The sequence below is a fragment of the Planktothrix sp. FACHB-1365 genome, from assembly GCF_014697575.1.
GTDB lineage: Bacteria > Cyanobacteriota > Cyanobacteriia > Cyanobacteriales > Microcoleaceae > Planktothrix.
In genome coordinates, this window is sequence record NZ_JACJSC010000029.1 from 1 (window position 1) to 20,489 (window position 20,489).

Here is a 20,489-nt window from a genome sequence, read left to right on the forward strand (position 1 = left end):
ACCTGAAAAAGTTGGAGAACAAAAAAGAATCAGAAATCAGCCAAGCCCAAGAGATAGTAAGGGATTGTCAGTTAAAAGGAAAAGTAATAACCTTTGATGCGTTGCACTGTAATCAGAAAACTGCCGCTCTCGTAATTGAGAGTGGAAATGATTATATAATGGCTTTAAAAAAAAATCAAAAAAAGTTATATGAGCAAGTCGAAGCGGTAATACAAAGTGAAAATCCTTTGAGTGTAGATGTGACTCATGAACACAGCCATGGCAGAAAACAGAAGGACAACGGTGGTTAACTGCTCACGGGTACAAGATTTTCAGTCTGGAGGAATTGTTTGCCCTAAAATCCTGAAAATCATCGAGTTTTAGAGCGATAAAAATCTAAATACATAGATGTAAGTTCTCTATACGAAAGATTTAGAGAAGTTTTTGTTATTCAAAAATAAGAAAATTATCTCGTGAGCAAAACTCCAGACAATTCAGTTAGAATTACTCAGTTTTTTCGCCGCATTCCTAAAAATTGGGGACTCAATTTGACTCCCCAATTTGGGAAAATGAAACAGCCCTGGGGGTTGGGGGAGAGGTCATAGAGGAATCTGTCTCCAGAATGAAACAGCCCTGACCTCCCTACCCCCATAACCAGGTACGGTAAACACACCAAAAAAAATCTGTCAAGTTATTGCAATATTTTTTAACTGTCTGTTACAATCGTTTACATAGAAAGCAAGCTAAAGCAGGTTAGGAGAAAAGTTATGTTTACCGTTTTAATTTCTTTATTCATTGTGGGTTGGGTTGCGGCTGCTGTAATTGGGACTCAAGCTTACTTCCGGGGTGAACAAACCAAACCCATTCACGAACGCAATTGGAATTCTAACTCCTTTGAACAAATCGCTCAGTCCGTTACAGGTCAAGAAACCGACTACAGCGTCCGCATTCCTGCCTATAGTTTAGATGCTTACGCCAGCAATAATTTAGGGAATTAATTCTCTAATATTCAACCTGAAAAAACAAAAAATAAGTAACATTTTTACCCCTGCAATTCGTGGAAGATTGAAGGGGTATTTTTTTATTCTAACGCAACCCTCATCCCTTGCTAGGGAATACAGTTTCAATAACTTATAAAATCCTTCAGAGTTAAAGTTCTTCCAGGGGATAAAAACCGTTATATTTAGCTCCAACGATGGGGCTTTGTTTATGCTTTTTAAGCGTAACTTTTTATCACTAGATTTTGTTGTAGAAATTTAAGTTTTAAAAGTTTTTATTTGGAGTTTTCTAGGCGTTAAAGAGTTAGAGCTTTTAGCAACTACAGAAAGCTCGGATTTTTTAATTTCTGTTTGCGGTTGTGAAGTCGAAGCCTCCTTCGATTCCGCATTAACAGAAGACTTCAACTCAATTGTGTTGGCTACTTATTTCTAGGTAGTCCCACTAAAATCATGTAACCTTTCGGTTACGGGAAGGTGCCTTTACCGCTAGAGCGTCAGGCTAGGGGCGTTATTTCTATGCGGTAGAGCCGCCCCCCAAAATTAGATTGTCATAAATCTAGTTTTTTGTCAACAGTTATTGATTATTTCCCTCCAATTACTGCATTAACAGAAAACTTCAACTCAATTGTGTTGGTGTTTCCAATCAATTAATTTCCCTAGCGAGTAGGGATCTTTCTATTTTAAACTTATAAGTTCAATCAACTGAGTGGCTAAATCTAAAATCACACATTGAGTTCCAGTTCCTAATTTTTCCCAAGGTTTAAAATGTTTTCATAATTTCTCCTTACAATCCATCGGTTACAGTTATTAATGTTGAACTTCAACAACGCCTCGCACCATATTCATCCCACAACTAAAGGTATATTCTCCTGATTCTTCGGGAATAAATTCAATAGTTGTGGTTTGATTCAAAGGTAAATCTTGAGCAATATTAAAATCAGGAAACAGCACTTTATCTAAGCAATGGCTGGGGTCTTTACGAATAAAGTTAAGCCGGACTTTTTTACCCGATTGAACGGTAATCCGATTAGGTTGATAGCCGCCATCGACTAAAATTTCTAATTCTTGAGTCTCCTCATTTAGTGTTGCTTTTTTTGCTTTGGGTTTACTGAATAAAAACCACCAGAGTTCTAATCCAATTAATGCTAATCCACTGACAGTAACAACCATTTTTGTTGATAACGGTTGTTCAATTGTTTTAAATTGAGCGTTAGCAGGTTCTGAATGGGATTCCATTGCTCGTAGAGGAGCAGAATTAACCATTAAAACTGATAGTAAAATTCCGCTAAATTGTAACCCTGTTTTGATTTTAATGTTCATAGTCTTCACTCCTTATTCTAAGAATAATTACTCTACAGTAAGTCTCAATCATTTATACACATTACCGCCCATCGTAGGGGCGAGGTTCTCTCGCCCTGACACCGAGATGCGTATCCATACTGGCTCTATTTCCCTTCTCAATACACTTTTTAACTAAAGATTAATTCAGCTTAAACTGACGTAAGCGTAAGGCATTAGAAACAACTGAAATCGAACTCAGTGCCATTGCTCCTCCTGCAATAATCGGATTGAGTAACCAACCCGTTAAGGGATAAAGAATTCCGGCTGCAATGGGAATTCCGGCTGAGTTATAAATAAAGGCAAAAAACAGGTTTTGGCGAATATTATTTAAGGTGGCTTTACTTAATTTAATTGCGGTCACTAAACCGATTAAATCCCCTGAAATTAAGGTAATATCACTAGCTGCGATCGCAACATCTGTTCCTGTACCAATGGCAATTCCTACATCCGCTTGAGCTAAAGCCGGAGCATCATTAATTCCATCCCCCACCATTGCTACAATTGAAGGCTGTTTTTTCCGTCCTTTCCGTTCAGTTTGCAGGGATTTAATCATATTTGCTTTTTGGTCGGGACGGACTTCGGCAAATATTCGTTTAATTCCGACTTCAGAAGCGATCGCTTCGGCGGTTTTTTGATTATCTCCCGTTAACATCACCACCTCTAACCCCATTTTTTGTAAAGCTTGAATTGCCGTTTTTGAGGTGGGTTTCACCGCATCTGAAATCGCAACTAACCCTTCGATTTCTCCATCTACTGCTATCCAAGCTGTTGTTTTTCCTTCAGACTCCCAACTGACTTGATACTGTTGTAAAGGTTCAGTTTCAATTCCTAATTCTTGCATCCAGCGAGACGTTCCAATTTGTACAAATCGATCTGAAATATACCCTTGAACTCCCATCCCGGCTAAGGCTTGAAAATTGCGAATTTCAGGTAAGGGAAAAGTCACCCCTTGTGCTTTAGCATATTGAACAATTGCTTCTGCTAAGGGATGCTCAGATTGTTGTTCAATAGCTGCGGCTAATCGTAATAATTTTAATTCATGATCATTATTAGTTCCGCCTACGGTTACATACTGGGTAACAGTGGGTTTTCCGGCGGTAATGGTTCCGGTTTTATCTAATACAATGGTTTGGATTTTATGGGCTAATTCTAAACTATCCGCTCCTTTAATTAAGATACCATGTTCAGCCCCTAAACCTGTTCCCACCATCACAGAAGTTGGTGTTGCTAATCCCAATGCACAGGGACAAGCAATAATTAAAACGCCGACGGTTGTTGTTATTGCTAGAGTAAGATTTCCGGTAAAATTAAACCAGAGAATAAAAGTAGCGATCGCGATCGCAATCACAACTGGAACAAACCAACCTGTTACCTGATCGGCTAATTTTTGAATCGGTGCTTTTGACCCTTGCGCCTGTTGAACTAACTGCACAATTTGCGCTAATACCGTATCTTTTCCCACCCGTGAAGCTCGAAATTTAAAGCTTCCGGTTTTATTAATTGTCGCCCCAATGACTTCATCCCCTGGATGTTTTTCAACGGGAATACTTTCTCCTGTTACCATCGATTCATCTATCGTTGAATTCCCTTCAATTAATTCCCCATCAACGGGGATTTTTTCACCGGGACGGACTCGAATAATATCACCAACATTCACTGCTTCAATGGGAAGATCAATTTCTTCTCCAGACCGAATGACACGGGCGGTTTTTGCTTGTAATCCCATTAATTTTTTAATCGCATCGGAGGTTTTTCCTTTGGCGCGATATTCGAGTAATTGACCGAGTAAAATTAAGGTAATAATCACAGCAGCCGATTCATAATAAACATCCGCCGATAAGCCTTGATTTAAAAAGAATTGCGGGAAGAAAGTGACAAAAATAGAATACAAATAAGCAGCCCCTGTTCCCACCGCTATTAAAGTATTCATATCAGCTTGATGACGTTTTAAGCCTTTCCAAGCTCCTAAGAAAAAGGCTTGACCTGACCAAAATAAAATCGGTGTTGTCAGGATTAATTGTAACCCAGGATTGTGCATCCAAGCGGGAATCCAAGGTAAATTTAAACCCGTCATCATCGGTAATCCCCCGATGACTAAAAGCACACTAATAATGGCACTAATTACGACTTTTTGGGTTAATTTTTGTTCAATTTCTCGGCTTTCTTTCTCGCGGTCTTGGAGATGAGAGGTTGTATCTTCGATGGGTTTGGCGCTATATCCCGCATCGATAACCGCCTGTTGAATTTGCTCAATATTAGTTTGCTTGGGATCAAATTCAACCGTTGCTTGTTCAGCACCAAAATTAACGTGACAAACAGCAACCCCATCAACATTTTGAATGGCTGTTTCTATGGTATTGGCGCAGGCGGCGCATCCCATTCCCTTTAATTGGAAATAGCTTGTTTTCATGGGTTAAACTTCATTTTGAGTTGAGTGGGTTGGTGCGTGCGCCTTGCTTACGCACCCTACACTGTTATTTTAAAGTCTCCTCTTTACTGGAGTGTCAAGGGGGGGATGGAAAATTAAATTTGTAATCGCTTACAACCCACTTGGATGTAGAGGTAAAGTAACTGTAACGGTTGTTCCTTGATTAATTTTACTTTCTAAAGAAATTTGACCGTGATGATTTTCTACTATTGCTTGGGCGATCGCTAAACCTAAACCTGACCCTCCACTATTACGATGAGTCCGAGAAGGATCAACGCGATAAAACCGATCAAAAAGATGGGGTAAGGCTTCAACAGGAATCCCAATTCCTGTATCTTTTATTATAACTTGTAAGGCTTCAAATTTCAAGAGAGAATGATTTTTTTCCCAAGATTCAGTTACTTTTCCTAATGTGGGTTGTCGTTTAATTTTAGGAATCTGTTTTAATTCTATTTTAATTTCACCACCAGCCGGAGTATACTGGACAGCATTACTGACTAAATTCGTAAATAATCGCACCAATTGATCCCAATCTCCTTGTAAAGTAAAGGGTTCAGTTTCGGTGTTTGGATGACTATTGGAATTGGCAATAAGATCCTCAGAATCTTCAATAAAATTTAAGGAAAGATGAACTTTTTGTAGAATTGCGATCGCTTTTTGTTCTTCTATAACCTCCATTAATAAGCCATCCAAAGGAAGGGAAATAAATTGAGGTTTAACAATACCGCTATCCTGTCTGGCTAAAAATAATAAATCATCGACTAACCGACCTAAACGGCGAGTAATTCGTTCAATAACTTGCAATTGTTGTTGTTCAGAATTGGATAAATTGGGTTCTGCTAAAGCGACTTGGACATTAGTTTGAATCAGCGCAATCGGACTTCTTAATTCATGGGACGCATCGGCGGTAAATTGTTTTAACCGTTGATAGGAATATAGCACAGGTTCCATGGCTAAACCGGATAAAAACCAGCCAATTGCAGCCACACCAATTACCATTAAAATTGTTCCGATTGTTAAATCTAATATTAACTGACGAATGGGTTTTGCGACTTCAAACCAAGGATGACTAACTCGTAAATAGCCTAAGACTTGGCGTCCGATTTCTACCCGGTCTGTTACTTGTCTTAAAATCATTTCTGAAGTGTTATTTTTTTCAGAAATATGAACCGTTTCTCCACTCTGGTTTGGATGAATGGGAATATCCAATGGTTGAGAAAACGTAGACCATAATAATTCTCCCGTTGGACTAAACCATTCCAGATCAATATGATCATCTTCAACGGTATTAGAATTATTTCTAAAACTCGCTTCCACATTAACTTGAAATTGACCTGCTAATACCGCAGGAGACATCGCTGGAGGGGTAGAAACGGGTTCAATAACAAGGGAACGTTCAACCACTTCTACAACGTGATTTAAAGTATCATCAATACGTTCAATTAAGGTATTTCGCACATAGAAATAAAACCCACTCGCAAATAATAATAATAAAATAGCGGTAACTGCGGTATACCAAATTGCTAACCGTCGCCGAGTGGCTTGAAACATAAGTGATAAATTTTTGCTAATCTATGAATAGGTTAAAATTCTATTTTAGGGTAAGGAAAGGATCATGATCTTACAAGTTGAAGCTCAAAAAATCTATACCCTTGAAGACTATCTGGATTTTGAGGTGAATTCTCCAGAACGCCATGAATATATTAACGGTGAAATTAGACCTATGACAGGTGGAACTCCCAATCATAATCAAATTGCTGGTAATCTCTACGCAACGCTGAATTTTTCCCTCAAGCGTCAACCCTATCGGGTATTTGTTACCGACCAACGGCTTTGGATTCCTGAAAAACGCCTCTATACTTATCCTGATATTATGGTTGTTCAGGGTGAAATTCAACTCCAAGAAGGCAGAAAAGACACGATTACAAATCCGTTAATCATTGCAGAAGTATTATCAGCATCAACCCGAAACTACGACAAAGACGAAAAATTTGCCGCCTATCGTACTCTTCCTACTTTTCAAGAATATCTCCTCATTGATCAATATACGATTCATATTGAACATTATTATAAAACGGATGAAAAACACTGGATATTTGTGGAGTATAATAATAGCAATGAAACCCTAGTGCTTAACTCCATTTCGTTTGAAATAGTTATAGCTGATCTTTATGATAAAGTTGAGTTTTAAACCCAAGAATTAATTGAATTGAATTTATCTAAAATAGTACCTTTTGAACCGTATAAGCAGGAGCTTCTATAATCATGACATGATGGGGAATATCTGTTACTTCAAGCTCAAAAAGATCATCAGAGGTTTTAACTAAAATCGATTTCAAAGCTCCTTTAGCTTGAGATGCTTTATGCAATAAACTCAGTGCTTTGTGTAAGCTTTCTCCCTGACGCTGTACTCGAATGGGGACAGGTTTACCTCGATAATTCTGTTTTAAAATAGCATCTATTCCTTGATTTCTTTGGACAGGAATAATATCTAAACTCGAAATAATATTGAGGGCTTCTTCATCGACATTTAGGTAGGCTTTTCGGCCTTTTTGCAGTAACACAGACTCAGATTTAATCGGGGTTTTCAATCTATCTTTAGAAAGTTGAACCGCATCCGGGGAAATATCAATTCCTATTCCTGAACGATTTAATAATTTAGCGGCTATAATTGTTGTCCCACTTCCACAAAAGGGATCTAATACAATATCCCCAGGGTTAGAAGCTAATTCAATAATTCGTTCTAGGAGTAAAATCGGTTTTTGGCTAGGATAACCGACACGCTCTTTTGCTTTAGGGTTTAAATAGGGAATTTCCCAAACATCACTTAAGGGGACTCCTTTTTTCGGGTCAGCCGGAATAATTTCCCCATCATTATCTTTAGCATAAACCGCTTTACCATGCTCATCTCTGGTGCGTTTTTGTAAGATTTGATCGACATTTGTAGATTCTGAATAATGGCAATAAATAGGATTAAAGGTAAATTGATTTGTTTTAGAATAAAAAAATATCGTTTGATGAGCAGGTAACAATCCTTTTTTAGAATTAGACCAGCGCTTATAACTCCAAATAATTTCTGATCTAAAATTATCTTGACCAAAAATATGATTTAAAATCGCTCTAATGATATAATTAGCATGAGTATCACAATGTACAAAAATCGAGCCATCTTCCCTTAAAACATGATATAGAACAGCTAATCTATCATGAATAAATTTTGCATAGTCTTGCTCACTTTCCCATAAATCATTATAACTAAATTCCAATTGTCTATCTCTCGTTTTTAAAGACTGCTGTTTTTGGGTAAAAAAAGGAGGGTCTAAATAAATCAGATTAACGAAATTTGAAGGCATTTTTTGGATAATATCTAGGCAGTCTCCTTGAAGAATATCGTAAGTATTATTCATGATTTTTAGTATATTAATAAATTATAATTCATCCGAATTCGTATTTTGATCAGCAATTTTTTGTAAGATAGCCCTTAAATCTATACCCGTTCTTTCATTAACATAATTCCAGGCACTCTCTCCATAGTGATATTCACCGCCAATTCCCTTATAAAGTGTTTCTAAAGTTTGCTGAACTCTTATAGCCTGTTGTCTATTGGGGTAATAAAACATAATACGAATAGGTCTGTAACCTGCGGTTGATATAGTTTTGATTCTAGTATGTTCTTTTGTAATATGATCTCCATCTGTTGTTGCATCTATCCATTTAATTTCAATTGCATTGTTTCCTTCTAAACAATCAATTTCAAATGTTTTTGGTCTTGAACCCATAGTATTAGTAATCTTGACTGCTTTTGAATTAGGATATTTTTCCAGAAAAGATAATTGAGTGGCTTTCTCTAAAAATGATCCTTGCCATAAATTAGATAAAATTTGTATAGAAAAATATAAGTTATATGTAATTAAATTTATAGTATTATTTAATTATAGCTTTAAATTATTGATTATGTCAATATCTTTAATCCTAGAGTTTCTTTTTGTTCTACTTTTAAATGATTGATTTCTGATTTTTCCAAAATAAACTGACCATATAAAATTGAAATCTCAAAAATATCTGTTGTAATCAAAGCGGGTTTGCGGTGATGGTCTTCACCCAATGAAATCCCAAATAAATCGGCTTGTAATTCATTCGCTAACTCTGAATCATACACATCCCATCTAATTTCTTGACAGTCTTTGAAGATAATTTTATAAGGAATAGGTTCTTCGGGGTTATATAAACATTGAAATGTAATTTCATTTCCCCATAATGAAATATTAATGCTTTTAATTAATGAAGTGAACCCTCCTAAACCGAGTAAATGGTAATCATCATTCCAGTTCTTCATTTAATCTTTCTCCTGTTTGATGGGTATTTTCTAGAAGATTACCTAAATTATCGCGGGTTTGTAACAGACAACCATTTTGGTCAAGACGTAAACCCTTATTAATTCTTTGTCCTTCTACATTATATTTTGGTGCAGGTGTTCGGATGACTTCTCCGTTAGGACGAATCATAACGACTGAAGCATCTGCAAATTTATATTCAATATAACCTCCTTTTGTATTTTTGATAGTTGCTCCTAAAGAACGCAAAAACTCATCCGCTTCTTGACGACTCATCCCTGTTAAGTCCCCAAACTCAGATGCAGTTCCATTCCCCCCAACTCCTTGACCGGGCACTAACTTCTAATCTCTCCTATTTAAAATTGCAAAATCCTGAACACAGGGTGACTGTTTAACAGCCATCTCGAGTTCAGGATTAAGTTGAATCTTCCGTGTTTTAACTGATTATTCGGCGGCGGTTGCTAACTCTTCCGTTGACCCTTGGGTACGACGGCGAGTTAACGTATTGAATAACATTTGACCAATGGCTTTAATTAAATTACCTTCTAATTCATTAAACATTTTCATGTTCATTCCGAAGGCATCATTGGCTTCATCAACAATGCGAGTCGCCATGTCTTGGTCAATATCAACGCTATCCATTTGTTGACGATAATTCACTTTAAAAGCTTTTTCATCAGGAATATCGTTGAACTCGTAAAATTGGGTTCCTTTCCCTTCTGGGAGGTTCATGGCATTTTGAGCAATTCCTTTGAGAATTTGACCCCCAGATAAATCACCCATATAGCGAGTATAGAGATGAGCAATTAATAATTCAGGTTGAGAATTAGAAACTTCCCGAATTCGAGCCACATAAGCTTTTCCTGCTTCAGAAGGTTGTACTTCTTCCTTCCAATTTTCTCCATAATAAAAGTATAAATCCTGCTCTAAACTTTGTTTGCGGTTGAGTTCAGGAAAATACAATTTGGATAAAACAGGATGGTTGCGGTGGCGTTCCATCTCCTCTTCCATTGCAGAGTAGACGAAATAGAGATTTCCCGCTAATTTCCGGTAAGACGTCTTTTCTACCGTACCCTTTAAAAAGCACTTGATAAAACCGACGTTTTCCGCCATTGTGTGAGACTTTTTCGTGCCTTCTCGCAGTTGGGTTGCTAAGTTAACGCTCATACTAAAAAATTTAATCCCAAAGCTAAATTCAACAGTAGGGGTCTTGCTAATGACAGCACCGTGAAAAAACCGCCTAATTTTTAAGATTAAACTGATTTGATGAGAAATGGTGTTAAGAATTGTCACATTTGCGGGTCAGGATTCGTTCTATTCCGAAGGTGACAGGCCTTAAGACTTTAACCAAGCTGGGTGAGAGAGTAACGCTTCAATGACTCGCACTCCTCGCAATTGATTAGATAGAGGAAGATGACCTTTTGGTGCTGTTAAATCCCAAGTAAATCCTTGGGGATAGCGCGTCCAATTTCGACCTGTGCGCCACCCAATTTTCGGCCAGAGTTTATCCCAATTTTTATTAACACCAAGCCAGAGTTCTCTTTGGATAGAATAGCCGAATTTGCCTTCAGAATGAATCCGCCAAAGAGCATCAAGGGTGTGTAAATCCGTCGTTGGAAAGCGTTCAATCTCAGAAAAATAAAGCCATTTTCTTTGTAAAGCCGAAGCTCCAGCTAATTCACAAAGGTTTTGTAAACTTAATTTATCAGCCTCTAAAAAGTTTTGTTCGGCGAGTAATTTTTGCAAGGGAATATAATCTATTCCGGCTTCGGATTTTAACGGGACAATTCCCGTAGGAAAATGGGTTTGCAAAAAGGTACTGACTTTTTCTGAATTGGGATGAGCCGTATATAAAATTTGATAAACTTTACCCTCAACTACACTAGGGGGATGAGACTGCTGTTTTAATAAAAATTCCATTAAAACATCCCAAACTGTCTCCCCACCTTGGGTTAATGTTTGTAGCAGTTGGAATTGGGCTTTTTCCGACCCTGCAAAAAGCTGAGAGCGTAATTCATCCGCACTCATGAGGTCAAGTTGTGGGGAAGTGGTCAAGTCAGTCATAAGGGGCGTAGCGTTTCAGGTTTTGATTGAGGACAAAATTCTCAACTTCAATTATTGTACAAGGAGCCGGGAATAGTTAACCGTTGAGAATTCGTTGAATCAGGGCAGTGGTGGAGGAGGGAACTTCAATATTAATGAAAGCCACTTCACCGCCATAGCATTGTACAATAGGGGCTTCGGGGAGGGTTTCTAAGGTGTAGTCTCCTCCTTTAACGTAAATATCGGGTTTCAGGGTCGCGATTAAATCATCGGCTGTGGTTTGGGAAAAAATCACCACACCATCAACAGGTTTCAAACTAGCAAGCACTTCCGCCCGTTGTGCTTCAGGGACAATCGGACGGGGAGGCTGTCCGGGTTTTTGGGGTTTAATCCTTTGGACGGACAAATCGCTATTTAATCCGACAACGAGCGATCGCCCTAAAGCTTTAGCGGCTTGTAAATAGCGAACATGACCTGCATGAATTAAATCAAAACAGCCATTCGTAAAAACAAGCGGACGCCACTGCTCAGGATGAAGGGTGATGTCTTGTTGTAATTGGGTTAAGGTGTAGAGATAAGGAGTCATTCAAGTCTAAGTAGGGAGGATGAGAATTTATTGAAATCAGTTCGCCAGAGGAATATCATTCACGTTTTTTTTGTTTTGTCAAGAGGTTTTTAGCTGTCCCAATCCCCTCTATCCAACAAATTACTGAATCTCAGTTCGCTGTTATTGCTCCGAACCGATTAAGATTGTAACGTTTGTTGATCTTAACCTTGCAAAGGAATTAAAAAATGAAATACTGAATGGGTAAGGACAGATAAAGCCAAACCCTTAATTTTTGAAACCTGTTGCAACCGACCCATAAGTTTGATAGAGAAAGATAGGAACTTTCCGGTCTGAACATCTCCTAACTAACTCTCAAAAGTTTGGGTTAGGCGAGACATCAGGAAACTCAGATCTCGATCTGGGTCAACCATTACTTAGCTTACGAATAATCTAATGAAAGCCACTTCTAGCCGTCAATTTTCCTCTACAACCTCTGTAATCCTAAAACTGGTTGGGGTAATTTTACTTCTCTCTTCCCTTGTGGATTATCTGGTACTTTTGATTCCGCCAAATTTTCTCAATCGAGGGTGGCAAATTAGTGTCACCAGCGACTTAGTAGATCGAGGTATTGTGCCTATGGTGGGAATGGCCTTGATCTTTGTTGCCTTTTGGATGGATAGTGCCATAGAAGGAACTGTCAAACCGAGTAAACCTTTTACCAGTTTAAGATTTTGGGTGGCATTACTAGCAAGTTTATTGGGGCTGTTATATCTGTTACTGTTTCCGTTGCATCTCAATAATACTCGTTTGGCTAGAGCCGAAGCTCTTACACAAATTAATCAACAAGCTACTCAAGCTCAAACTCAACTGGAACAGCAAATTAGTAGCGAACAATTTCAACAACAAATTCAACAGCGAAAAACTCAGCTTAAAGATCAATTTGCTGGCTTGACACAAAATCCTGATGCGCTCAATCAAGCCCTTTCTAATCCCAATCTACCGAAGCCCGTTAAAGACATTTTAGAACAGTCTAAATCGAATCCGAAAGCTATTGAAGAGTTTCTCAATCAACAAGCAGATAATTTACCGACACAGTTGTTAACTCAAATTCGCGATCGCAAACAAGAACTTGAACAACAAGCCAAAACCCAGTCGTTGAAATCAAGTTTACGAACCGGAATTAGTAGCTTATTATTAGCCATTGGCTATATTACAATTGGTTGGACAGGATTAAAAGGTCTGGGTATTCTCCGGGGTGGAAATCGTCGTAAAACCCCAGCAGCTTAACAGTTATCAGTGTAGAGACGTGCCAAAAGCCTTACGGCATGGCTCCGCCAAGGCGCGTCTGTACCAGTTATCAGTGAAAACAAAAAAATCTTGATTTTATTCATTCAAACCAACAATCAACTCGATATAACTGATCACTGGTACAGACGCGCCATGGCACGTCTCTACACTGATAACTGATAACTGATCACTGGTAACTGATAACTGATAACTGATTTTTCATGTTTTCTATTTATATTCTCACTGCCAACGAAGAAATTGATATCGCGGATTGTATTGAATCGGCGGCCTTATCGGATGACATTATTGTGGTCGATTCTTTCAGTCAAGATCGTACCGTTGAAATTGCTCAACAGTATCCCGTTCGCGTGGTACAACATTCCTTTGAAAGTCACGGAAAACAACGGACTTGGATGTTACAAGAAATTCCCACTAAACATGAGTGGGTTTACATTTTAGAAGCCGATGAACGGATGACCCCAGAGTTGTTTCAAGAATGTTTACAAGCCATCCAAAGCGATGATTTTATTGGGTATTATGTCGCCGAACGGGTGATATTTTTAGGCAGTTGGATTCGACGCAGTACCCAATATCCTCGGTATCAAATGCGTCTTTTTCGTAAGGATAAAGTTTGGTTTACCGATTATGGTCACACCGAACGAGAAGTTTGTAACGGCCCTACGGGATTTATTCAAGAAACCTATCCCCATTATACCTGTAGTAAAGGGTTATCCCGTTGGATTGAAAAACACAATCGTTATTCAACGGATGAAGCCGTAGAAACGCTACGTCAGTTACAGGCGGGAACAGTAAATTGGAAGGATTTATTCTTAGGTTCATCGGAAGTTGAACGGCGACGGGCGTTAAAAGATTTATCCTTACGTTTACCTTTTAGACCCCTAATTCGGTTTCTGTATATGTACTTTATTTTAGGGGGAATTTTAGATGGTCGTTCAGGATTTACTTGGTGTGTTTTACAAGCGTTTTATGAATATTTGATTTTGCTGAAAGTTTGGGAGGTTCAAAACTCACCTCAACTTTATGCAGAGCAACTTCAAACGACAACTTTACCCCATTTAGAAAAAGTAGAATCCCAGACTGTTATCTCCAATCTGGGAACCAAACCTTAATCTTTATTTTTCCATCTGGTTTTTATCGTTCAGGGTGCTTTTATTCCAGTCGCTAAGGCTTTTAATTCTGATTCTCCGGCTTTTTTTAACAATCGTGTGAGTTGTACATTACACAGAATAATTATTAATCCTTGACCCATTAAACTCATCAGAATCGAGGATGTTGTGGCTGAAGAAACAGAGATGAAGGAGAGGGCAGACCACACATAAGCTGCGTCACTTCCCCCGTGAGAGGAAAATAGCAGAACAATAATAAATGGGGGAATAACTAGAAGTGCTGATACGATTCCTGCTGCCCATAAGGTTCGTTTTGGTGTTTTCATCATCAACATTAATTGACCAATACTGGCGCAAAGCAGCATGAAACTCAAATGTAAACCAACTGCTAACAACATTTGGTTTTTTTCAGAGGGTTTAACGATGAGGGAAATCGTTACAATCCAAATAGTAGAAGCGATTAATAAATTAATCAAAATGGCAACAATTGCCGGACTTTTATCGCCCCAAACTAAATCATTTCCCAGGTTTATCCACCAATACTGTTTCCGTTCTCGACGATATCGAACCCAATCTTGTAGGGTTTGTCGTTGGGGAGAAAGAGCAAAAATTAAACCTAAAATCAGGAAAATATTAGCGATGAAAATTGAAGAAGAGTCATTATAAACGGATTCAAAATCAGCACTTGTAAACCCTAAAGCTAATAAGGTGAAACTAATCGTTAATAAATAACTTTGCTTTTTACTTAAAGCCGGAAGATTGGGATGATTGTAGTTCCGTTTTAAGGCTTGCCAAATCCAATAGGTTAAAACCGCATAATTGAGTAACGCTAATCCCCATAGAGAAACACCATTTTCTCCTATCCCTAATCCAAACCATTCTAATTGCTGGATATTGGCGTGAGAGAAGGGATAATTTAAGTAACTTTCTCCTGTGCGATTAATTAAATAGCGAAGCAAACAGGTCGGAGAAAACAGATTTAGCCAATCCCAACCATCATGGGTTATAACTTTATTATTGGCAATCCAGATAAACATCAAAATGAAGCTACTACCGACCCAAGATTGTAATCCATGTAACCAAGAACTGGTGGTAAGGCCAACTAACAATGCAAGACTATAGAAAAATGCACAACTCGCTACGGTCAAACCATAAAAACTCAAGGTTTCTAAGGGTGAGATATTAGCTGAAATTCCTGCCCATAATTGATAGGGAATTGTGAGCAAAATTCCGAGATAAACTAAACTCGGTACTCCTAATAATTTGCCGATTAAAATAGTTTGGGCAGATTGAGGACTTAATCGAATAAAATTCAGGGTTCCTCGCCGTTCTTCCGTGGCTAAATCATTAATCAGCATATAGGTTCCTAGAACAATTAAGCTAAAAACCGCTAACACACTGATCCAAATAAAAATATTCGTCCAGTAGTCCGTAAACCAATGATTAAAATCAATTAAATTATGAGGACAATCAGAATTTTTGAGTTTTTCAAGGGTTTTCAGTTGTTGTTCTAAAACTGAACGTTTTGTAGCATCGGTTATGTTAACCAGTTTATCTTGTATTTGCCAATATTGTTTCTCGTAGGCTTGAAACCCTTGATTTTGAGAGGGACAGTAGGGGCTAGAAAGTTTAATTTTATTGATCCCAGGAAATTTATCGAAAGTGCTAAAAAATAAAATCACTTGGCTGAGGATAGAAATTCCGATGACCATCAGAATATTGCGAAGTCGAAACCGACCTTTTATTTCTCGAACCAGTTGGGGGTTCCACTCGCTAAATTGATTTAAAATGGGAAGGTTCATGACCGTTATTCCTGAATAAAGTTAAACGGGGGGAGTTATTCTAAGAGGCTTGTTTATGTCCGAGTTTTAAGAAAATCGATTCTAAATTTTCTTGAACTCGATGAAATTCACTTAAGGGGATTTGGGCTTTAATTAGCGATCGCAATAAAATAGCAGCGTCTTTTTCTGTACCCGAAAAGTGAATTTTAACTTGTAGATTCCCAGGTAAAATTTCCCAACTTTGAACCGCCGGATGATTTTTGAGTTCAACGATGAGTGTATCCAGTTTACCCAATGTGGATATAAAAATATACGGGATACTTAACCGTTTATATAATTCTTCAATGGATGCACTTTCGACTAAATACCCCAATTCCATAATCCCAATACAGGTACAAAAATCCTCTAAATCGCTTAAAACATGGGAGGAAATCACAATGGTCATTCCCGCTTCATGTAAAGCTTTAATAATCTCCCGAAACTGCATTCGAGCAATGGGATCTAAACCCGATACGGGTTCATCGAGAAAAAGTAATAAAGGTTCATGAATAATCGTGCGACCTAAACTCAAACGTTGTTTCATTCCCCGTGACAAGGTGGAAATTAAACTATTGCGTTTATGGGTTAACTGCACGATTTCCAAGACTTCATATAATCGTTGAGTCCGGCGAGGTTCGCGTAAATAATACAACCGAGCAAAATAATCTAAATAATCCCAAACACTGAGATCATCATACAGGGGAAAATCATCAGGTAAATACCCCAAACGTTGTTTTATTTTAGGGTTTGTATGATCCCGTGATAACGCCTCTCCGTTAATATAAATTTCCCCCATTGTGGGTTCTTCTACGGTGGCTAACATCCGCAATAACGTTGTTTTTCCGGCCCCATTAGGCCCAATGAGTCCGTAGACTTCACCCATTGCGATTTGTAAATCTAAATCATTGACCGCAAAGTGGCGTTCAAATCGTTTGGTGAGTCCACGAGTTTGAATGGCAAGGTCTTTTGTCATTTTGGTAGGAAAGAAAGGGTATGAAGTTGTAACTTAGACTTCCCCTACAACAAGCTCTAGCCGATTTACGGACACAAATCTTAATCCTTGAAATTTTGGTTCAAGATCCAAGATGGTTTAGACTAATCCCTATCTTTACCGAGGTCATCAATTGATCAGAATCAGTTTTGATCGAATTGATTTTTACTAAATTTTGGAGCTATCTATCTATGTTAATTAAAACTTATCCTTATTTTTCTCATTCTATTTATTATCACTGCTTCATTCAAGTTCCTTCTGCTTCTCCAACAATTCCACCCAATGCCATGTTGATTGATAAAAAAGGTCAAGATTTAGTAGAGATTGGGGCTGTTTTATTAGCAATTTTCCTAATTTTAGTGATAAAACTCATTAGTCAAAAAGTAGAATACGCCCTAATTTTTGCAGCAATTTTAACGGCGATTTTAGTTCCTCTTTTATGGTTTTTGTAACCTCAATAATTATAAATTAACGATCAATCTTTGATAATTATCCTCATAATATAAGATCAAAAGGATAATTATCATTTCCAAGCTAATACCAATCCGCAGTCAACCTAAATTCTAGTGACAAACTCCGGTAAACGTTTGACCACTATGCTGAATTTGAACGACACTGTAGTTACCTAGTAGGGTAAAACTAATCGGACTTCCCGCTTGAGATTTTCCACTAAATGTATTGTCCCCTTGATAGGTTGTAGAAGCTAAACCTGCGGGTTCCATTTCTCCATTCATGAATTCATTGATGGTGACAGAAACGGGTTGCTTTTTTTGCATGGTGTTGTCATCAATGACAGAGGTATAAAAGTAGATTTTCTGCCCTTGATTGGTCATTCCTTTGGCAATACAGATAATGCCATCACCTAAACTGGGAGCGGCTGAGGCTATTTGGACTGCAATGCTAGGAAATAGAAATAGTGTTCCTATCGCTACAGCACTCAATTTGTTAAGAAAATTTAACATACGCTCGGTAATTGTTGAATAGATCGACGCAACTTCAGGTATTATTTTATCATGAAAAATTAGCGAATTATTCTTGAACATCAAGATAGGAATTTCAAATTATGGCCACACTAACTGTTTGGAAATTTCATACCGCCGAAGGTGCGGAAACTGCACTCGCCAAGTTAGTTCAACTTCAAAAACAGTATTTAGTTGAAATTCAAGATGCTGCGGTTGTTACTTGGCCAACGGGTCGCAAAAAACCCAAAACCATTCAAGCCTTTGATTTAGTGGGAGCCGGAATGTTAGGCGGTGCGTTTTGGGGAATGTTATTTGGCTTAATATTTTTTATGCCTGTTATTGGAGTCGCCATTGGAACCTTAGTCGGAGCACTTTCCGGTCAATTTAGCGATTATGGCATTAATGACGACTTTATTAAAAGTGTACGCGAACAAGTCACAGAAGGAACCTCAGCTTTGTTTTTACTCACGGGTAAAGTCACGATAGACAAAGTAGAAGATGCTTTCAAAGATATGGATAAAGGTGAATTGATTCAATCTAATTTATCCTCAGAACAAGAAGAAAAATTGCGGGAGCATTTTGGGGAATAAGCTCATCCACCCTCTGTAATTGGATCTTGTGTTTCCTGATTGTCATTATTATTGGCTAAAGTCTATGGATTACGAAATTCCATAGATTTTAGTCAATTGTTATCTTCGGTAAAATTTTATATACAAATCGTTACAAAGTTTAGTACAATGAAATCATTCACAGATAAGTATTTGTTCTTACTGTCATGATGGCGGATCAATTTCCCTGGCTTACCACGATTGTCCTGCTCCCACTCGTAGCTTCCCTGCTCATTCCTGTCTTGCCTGATCAAAACGGCAAACAGTTGCGCTGGTATGCCCTCGGTGTAGGCATCGCGGACTTATTATTAATGTGCTATGTCTTCTGGAAGTATTACGATGCGAGCAGTGCAAATTTCCAACTCGTGGAAAAATTTGCCTGGGCGCCTCAATTGGGTTTGAACTGGGCCGTTTCAGTAGACGGTCTTTCCCTTCCCCTCGTACTTCTAGCCGGATTAGTTACAACTCTATCTATTTTTGCAGCATGGCAGGTTGATCAAAAACCTCGTCTGTTCTACTTCCTGATGTTGGTGCTGTATTCGGCCCAAATTGGGGTATTCGTTGCCCAAGACTTACTACTCCTATTTATTGTCTGGGAACTGGAATTAATTCCGGTGTATTTGTTGGTTTCTATCTGGGGCGGGCCAAAACGTCGCTACGCCGCTACTAAATTTTTATTGTATACGGCCGCTGCTTCCTTATTCATCTTAGTAGCTGCCTTAGCAATGGCTTTCTATGGCGGTGGCCCCTTAACCTTCGATATGGTGGAACTGGGTCTGAAGGATTATCCCCTCACCCTAGAACTATTAATGTATGCCGGGTTACTAATTGCCTTTGGCTTGAAATTGGCTGTTTTCCCCCTGCACACTTGGCTCCCGGATGCTCACGGGGAAGCCTCCGCTCCGGTTTCAATGATTCTGGCTGGAGTGCTGTTAAAAATGGGCGGATATGGTTTGATTCGGGTGAATATGGAAATGCTGCCCGATGCCCATATCTACTTTGCTCCCATTCTAGCGATTTTAGGCGTTGTCAATATTGTGTATGGTGGCTTAAACTCCTTTGGCCAATCCAATATGAAGCGTCGCCTAGCCTATTCCTCTGTGTCTCACATGGGATTTGTGTTACTGGGAATTGCTTCCTTTACCGATATTGGCGTGAGTGGCGCATTATTACAAATGATCTCTCACGGTTTAATCTCGGCGGTGCTATTCTTCCTAGCGGGTGTTACCTACGACCGGACTCATACCTTGGCTTTGGATGAAATGGGCTATATCGGTAAAGCGATGCCGAAAGTGTTTGCTCTATTTACAGCCGGAGCTATGGCTTCTTTAGCCTTACCGGGTATGAGTGGCTTTGCCAGTGAAGTGTTAGTGTTTATCGGTATTACCACTAGCGATATCTATAGCTCGACCTTCCGGGTTGTGATTGTGACCCTTGCAGGTGTGGGATTAATTCTCACCCCGATTTACTTACTGTCAATGCTGCGTCAACTGTTCTACGCAACGGGTGAAGCCCCTGTTTGTATGCTGAATAATACAAGCTTACAAAATCCCGGTGAACAAGAAGCGTTTTGTTTTGGAACCAGTTGTGTACTTCCTACAGAAGCGACCTTCAGTGATGCCAAACCCCGCGAAATCTTGATTGCGGCTTCTTTCCTGGTACTGATTGTAGGAATTGGGTTATATCCTAAACTGGTGACTAAGGTTTATGATGTCAAAACCGTTGCCCTCAATAATCAGGTACGGGATTCTTATATTCAAGTGGCAAAAGCAAATCCTGATTTATATGCCAAAGGATTTTTAGCTCCTCGCATTGCTAAACCCGAAGTGGCTTCGGTTTCAGGAATGTTTAAATAACATTTGCATTTCAATCTAATCAAAATAGCGATCGCTTTTATTGAAAAAGGCGATCGTTTGTTTTTGGTATAGCATGGAATCGGGAATAAATTAACAGAGCAGGCCTTTCAGGATATAATCAATCGCTGAAGGATTAGCCATTATTTTTTATGTTCAACCCATAATTCG

General features: G+C 38.6%; 21 protein-coding genes. 8 read left to right on the forward strand and 13 right to left on the reverse strand.

Annotation, left to right across the window (positions count from 1 at the left end; all coding sequences use genetic code 11):
* A partial coding sequence (locus H6G57_RS23125; RefSeq protein WP_190522918.1) for an ISAs1 family transposase occupies positions 1-290 on the forward strand: 290 nt, incomplete at its 5' end.
* Between the two features lie 456 nt (positions 291-746).
* Entirely contained in the window at positions 747-977 is a 231-nt protein-coding gene (locus H6G57_RS23130; protein ID WP_190522919.1) for a photosystem II protein, Psb35-related, read from the forward strand.
* Between the two features lie 807 nt (positions 978-1,784).
* On the opposite strand, the gene H6G57_RS23135 is transcribed toward H6G57_RS23130, so the two are convergent.
* The 3 genes from H6G57_RS23135 to H6G57_RS23145 all read right to left on the reverse strand — a co-directional run bounded on the left by H6G57_RS23135 (position 1,785) and on the right by H6G57_RS23145 (position 6,297).
* The gene (locus tag H6G57_RS23135) at positions 1,785-2,297 is read right to left on the reverse strand and encodes a cupredoxin domain-containing protein (RefSeq protein ID WP_190522921.1); all 513 of its coding nucleotides are present in this window, start codon (positions 2,295-2,297) and stop codon (positions 1,785-1,787) included.
* A 160-nt stretch (positions 2,298-2,457) separates the two neighbouring features.
* A complete protein-coding gene (locus H6G57_RS23140) occupies positions 2,458-4,728 on the reverse strand; it encodes a heavy metal translocating P-type ATPase (RefSeq protein ID WP_190522923.1) in 2,271 nt (756 codons plus the stop codon).
* 129 nt (positions 4,729-4,857) lie between these two features.
* Entirely contained in the window at positions 4,858-6,297 is a 1,440-nt protein-coding gene (locus H6G57_RS23145) for a cell wall metabolism sensor histidine kinase WalK (protein ID WP_190522924.1), read from the reverse strand.
* A gap of 64 nt (positions 6,298-6,361) precedes the next feature.
* Here H6G57_RS23145 and H6G57_RS23150 point away from each other — a divergent pair, with 64 nt between their 5' ends.
* Positions 6,362-6,937, forward strand: coding sequence for a Uma2 family endonuclease (locus tag H6G57_RS23150; protein ID WP_190522925.1), 576 nt, complete (start codon positions 6,362-6,364; stop codon positions 6,935-6,937).
* Between the two features lie 28 nt (positions 6,938-6,965).
* On the opposite strand, the gene H6G57_RS23155 is transcribed toward H6G57_RS23150, so the two are convergent.
* The 7 genes from H6G57_RS23155 to rfaE2 form a co-directional block, all read right to left on the reverse strand.
* Positions 6,966-8,153: a site-specific DNA-methyltransferase gene (locus H6G57_RS23155; protein ID WP_190522927.1), complete on the reverse strand. Its 1,188-nt coding sequence runs from the start codon at positions 8,151-8,153 to the stop codon at positions 6,966-6,968.
* A gap of 21 nt (positions 8,154-8,174) precedes the next feature.
* Complete coding sequence (locus H6G57_RS23160) at positions 8,175-8,666, reverse strand: ApaLI family restriction endonuclease (RefSeq protein WP_190523050.1); 492 nt, start codon at positions 8,664-8,666, stop codon at positions 8,175-8,177.
* A gap of 32 nt (positions 8,667-8,698) precedes the next feature.
* On the reverse strand, positions 8,699-9,082 hold the full coding sequence (locus H6G57_RS23165; RefSeq protein WP_190522929.1) for a hypothetical protein: 384 nt from the start codon (positions 9,080-9,082) through the stop codon (positions 8,699-8,701).
* Positions 9,066-9,416 carry a PASTA domain-containing protein gene (locus H6G57_RS23170; RefSeq protein WP_190522931.1) on the reverse strand — a complete coding sequence of 117 codons (351 nt, stop codon included), beginning with the start codon at positions 9,414-9,416 and terminating at the stop codon, positions 9,066-9,068. The genes H6G57_RS23165 and H6G57_RS23170 overlap by 17 nt, the downstream gene beginning before the upstream one ends.
* A 108-nt stretch (positions 9,417-9,524) precedes the next feature.
* Positions 9,525-10,247, reverse strand: a complete 723-nt coding sequence (locus H6G57_RS23175; RefSeq protein WP_190522933.1) for a heme oxygenase (biliverdin-producing) — start codon at positions 10,245-10,247, stop codon at positions 9,525-9,527.
* 168 nt (positions 10,248-10,415) lie between these two features.
* Positions 10,416-11,144 carry a GUN4 domain-containing protein gene (locus H6G57_RS23180; protein ID WP_072718280.1) on the reverse strand — a complete coding sequence of 243 codons (729 nt, stop codon included), beginning with the start codon at positions 11,142-11,144 and terminating at the stop codon, positions 10,416-10,418.
* Between the two features lie 76 nt (positions 11,145-11,220).
* Positions 11,221-11,709 (reverse strand): D-glycero-beta-D-manno-heptose 1-phosphate adenylyltransferase, encoded by a 489-nt coding sequence (gene rfaE2, locus H6G57_RS23185; protein ID WP_190522935.1) that lies wholly within the window; start codon positions 11,707-11,709, stop codon positions 11,221-11,223.
* Positions 11,710-12,123: 414 nt separating this feature from the next.
* Here rfaE2 and H6G57_RS23190 point away from each other — a divergent pair, with 414 nt between their 5' ends.
* Together H6G57_RS23190 and H6G57_RS23195 are read left to right on the forward strand one after the other, a co-directional pair.
* Positions 12,124-12,957: an HpsJ family protein gene (locus H6G57_RS23190; RefSeq protein WP_190522937.1), complete on the forward strand. Its 834-nt coding sequence runs from the start codon at positions 12,124-12,126 to the stop codon at positions 12,955-12,957.
* Between the two features lie 221 nt (positions 12,958-13,178).
* Positions 13,179-14,087 carry a glycosyltransferase family 2 protein gene (locus H6G57_RS23195; RefSeq protein WP_190522940.1) on the forward strand — a complete coding sequence of 303 codons (909 nt, stop codon included), beginning with the start codon at positions 13,179-13,181 and terminating at the stop codon, positions 14,085-14,087.
* 29 nt (positions 14,088-14,116) lie between these two features.
* On the opposite strand, the gene H6G57_RS23200 is transcribed toward H6G57_RS23195, so the two are convergent.
* Together H6G57_RS23200 and H6G57_RS23205 are read right to left on the reverse strand one after the other, a co-directional pair.
* A complete protein-coding gene (locus H6G57_RS23200) occupies positions 14,117-15,886 on the reverse strand; it encodes an ABC transporter permease subunit (RefSeq protein ID WP_190522942.1) in 1,770 nt (589 codons plus the stop codon).
* A gap of 40 nt (positions 15,887-15,926) precedes the next feature.
* Positions 15,927-16,877: an ABC transporter ATP-binding protein gene (locus H6G57_RS23205; RefSeq protein ID WP_190522944.1), complete on the reverse strand. Its 951-nt coding sequence runs from the start codon at positions 16,875-16,877 to the stop codon at positions 15,927-15,929.
* A gap of 209 nt (positions 16,878-17,086) precedes the next feature.
* Between H6G57_RS23205 and H6G57_RS23210 the strand changes: the two genes are divergently transcribed.
* On the forward strand, positions 17,087-17,347 hold the full coding sequence (locus H6G57_RS23210) for a hypothetical protein (RefSeq protein ID WP_190522946.1): 261 nt from the start codon (positions 17,087-17,089) through the stop codon (positions 17,345-17,347).
* A gap of 111 nt (positions 17,348-17,458) precedes the next feature.
* Here the strand turns inward: H6G57_RS23210 and H6G57_RS23215 are convergent, their stop codons facing one another.
* On the reverse strand, positions 17,459-17,857 hold the full coding sequence (locus H6G57_RS23215; protein WP_190522948.1) for a hypothetical protein: 399 nt from the start codon (positions 17,855-17,857) through the stop codon (positions 17,459-17,461).
* A 101-nt stretch (positions 17,858-17,958) separates the two neighbouring features.
* Between H6G57_RS23215 and H6G57_RS23220 the strand changes: the two genes are divergently transcribed.
* Positions 17,959-18,447 carry a DUF1269 domain-containing protein gene (locus H6G57_RS23220; RefSeq protein WP_190522950.1) on the forward strand — a complete coding sequence of 163 codons (489 nt, stop codon included), beginning with the start codon at positions 17,959-17,961 and terminating at the stop codon, positions 18,445-18,447.
* 185 nt (positions 18,448-18,632) lie between these two features.
* Positions 18,633-20,321, forward strand: a complete 1,689-nt coding sequence (locus tag H6G57_RS23225) for an NAD(P)H-quinone oxidoreductase subunit 4 (RefSeq protein ID WP_190522952.1) — start codon at positions 18,633-18,635, stop codon at positions 20,319-20,321.
* The last annotated feature ends 168 nt before the right edge of the window (positions 20,322-20,489 follow it).

Excerpts from the sequence above, each read along its gene's own strand:
- H6G57_RS23215 (WP_190522948.1), bottom strand. The coding sequence starts at position 17,857 with ATGTTAAATTTTCTTAACAAATTGAGTGCTGTAGCGATAGGAACACTA.
- H6G57_RS23175 (WP_190522933.1), bottom strand. The coding sequence starts at position 10,247 with ATGAGCGTTAACTTAGCAACCCAACTGCGAGAAGGCACGAAAAAGTCT.
- H6G57_RS23210 (WP_190522946.1), top strand. The coding sequence starts at position 17,087 with ATGTTAATTAAAACTTATCCTTATTTTTCTCATTCTATTTATTATCAC.
- H6G57_RS23195 (WP_190522940.1), top strand. The coding sequence starts at position 13,179 with ATGTTTTCTATTTATATTCTCACTGCCAACGAAGAAATTGATATCGCG.
- H6G57_RS23225 (WP_190522952.1), top strand. The coding sequence starts at position 18,633 with ATGATGGCGGATCAATTTCCCTGGCTTACCACGATTGTCCTGCTCCCA.
- H6G57_RS23180 (WP_072718280.1), bottom strand. The coding sequence starts at position 11,144 with ATGACTGACTTGACCACTTCCCCACAACTTGACCTCATGAGTGCGGAT.
- H6G57_RS23130 (WP_190522919.1), top strand. The coding sequence starts at position 747 with ATGTTTACCGTTTTAATTTCTTTATTCATTGTGGGTTGGGTTGCGGCT.
- H6G57_RS23205 (WP_190522944.1), bottom strand. The coding sequence starts at position 16,877 with ATGACAAAAGACCTTGCCATTCAAACTCGTGGACTCACCAAACGATTT.
- H6G57_RS23165 (WP_190522929.1), bottom strand. The coding sequence starts at position 9,082 with ATGAAGAACTGGAATGATGATTACCATTTACTCGGTTTAGGAGGGTTC.
- H6G57_RS23155 (WP_190522927.1), bottom strand. The coding sequence starts at position 8,153 with ATGAATAATACTTACGATATTCTTCAAGGAGACTGCCTAGATATTATC.
- rfaE2 (WP_190522935.1), bottom strand. The coding sequence starts at position 11,709 with ATGACTCCTTATCTCTACACCTTAACCCAATTACAACAAGACATCACC.
- H6G57_RS23150 (WP_190522925.1), top strand. The coding sequence starts at position 6,362 with ATGATCTTACAAGTTGAAGCTCAAAAAATCTATACCCTTGAAGACTAT.
- H6G57_RS23220 (WP_190522950.1), top strand. The coding sequence starts at position 17,959 with ATGGCCACACTAACTGTTTGGAAATTTCATACCGCCGAAGGTGCGGAA.
- H6G57_RS23140 (WP_190522923.1), bottom strand. The coding sequence starts at position 4,728 with ATGAAAACAAGCTATTTCCAATTAAAGGGAATGGGATGCGCCGCCTGC.
- H6G57_RS23190 (WP_190522937.1), top strand. The coding sequence starts at position 12,124 with ATGAAAGCCACTTCTAGCCGTCAATTTTCCTCTACAACCTCTGTAATC.
- H6G57_RS23200 (WP_190522942.1), bottom strand. The coding sequence starts at position 15,886 with ATGAACCTTCCCATTTTAAATCAATTTAGCGAGTGGAACCCCCAACTG.
- H6G57_RS23145 (WP_190522924.1), bottom strand. The coding sequence starts at position 6,297 with ATGTTTCAAGCCACTCGGCGACGGTTAGCAATTTGGTATACCGCAGTT.
- H6G57_RS23135 (WP_190522921.1), bottom strand. The coding sequence starts at position 2,297 with ATGAACATTAAAATCAAAACAGGGTTACAATTTAGCGGAATTTTACTA.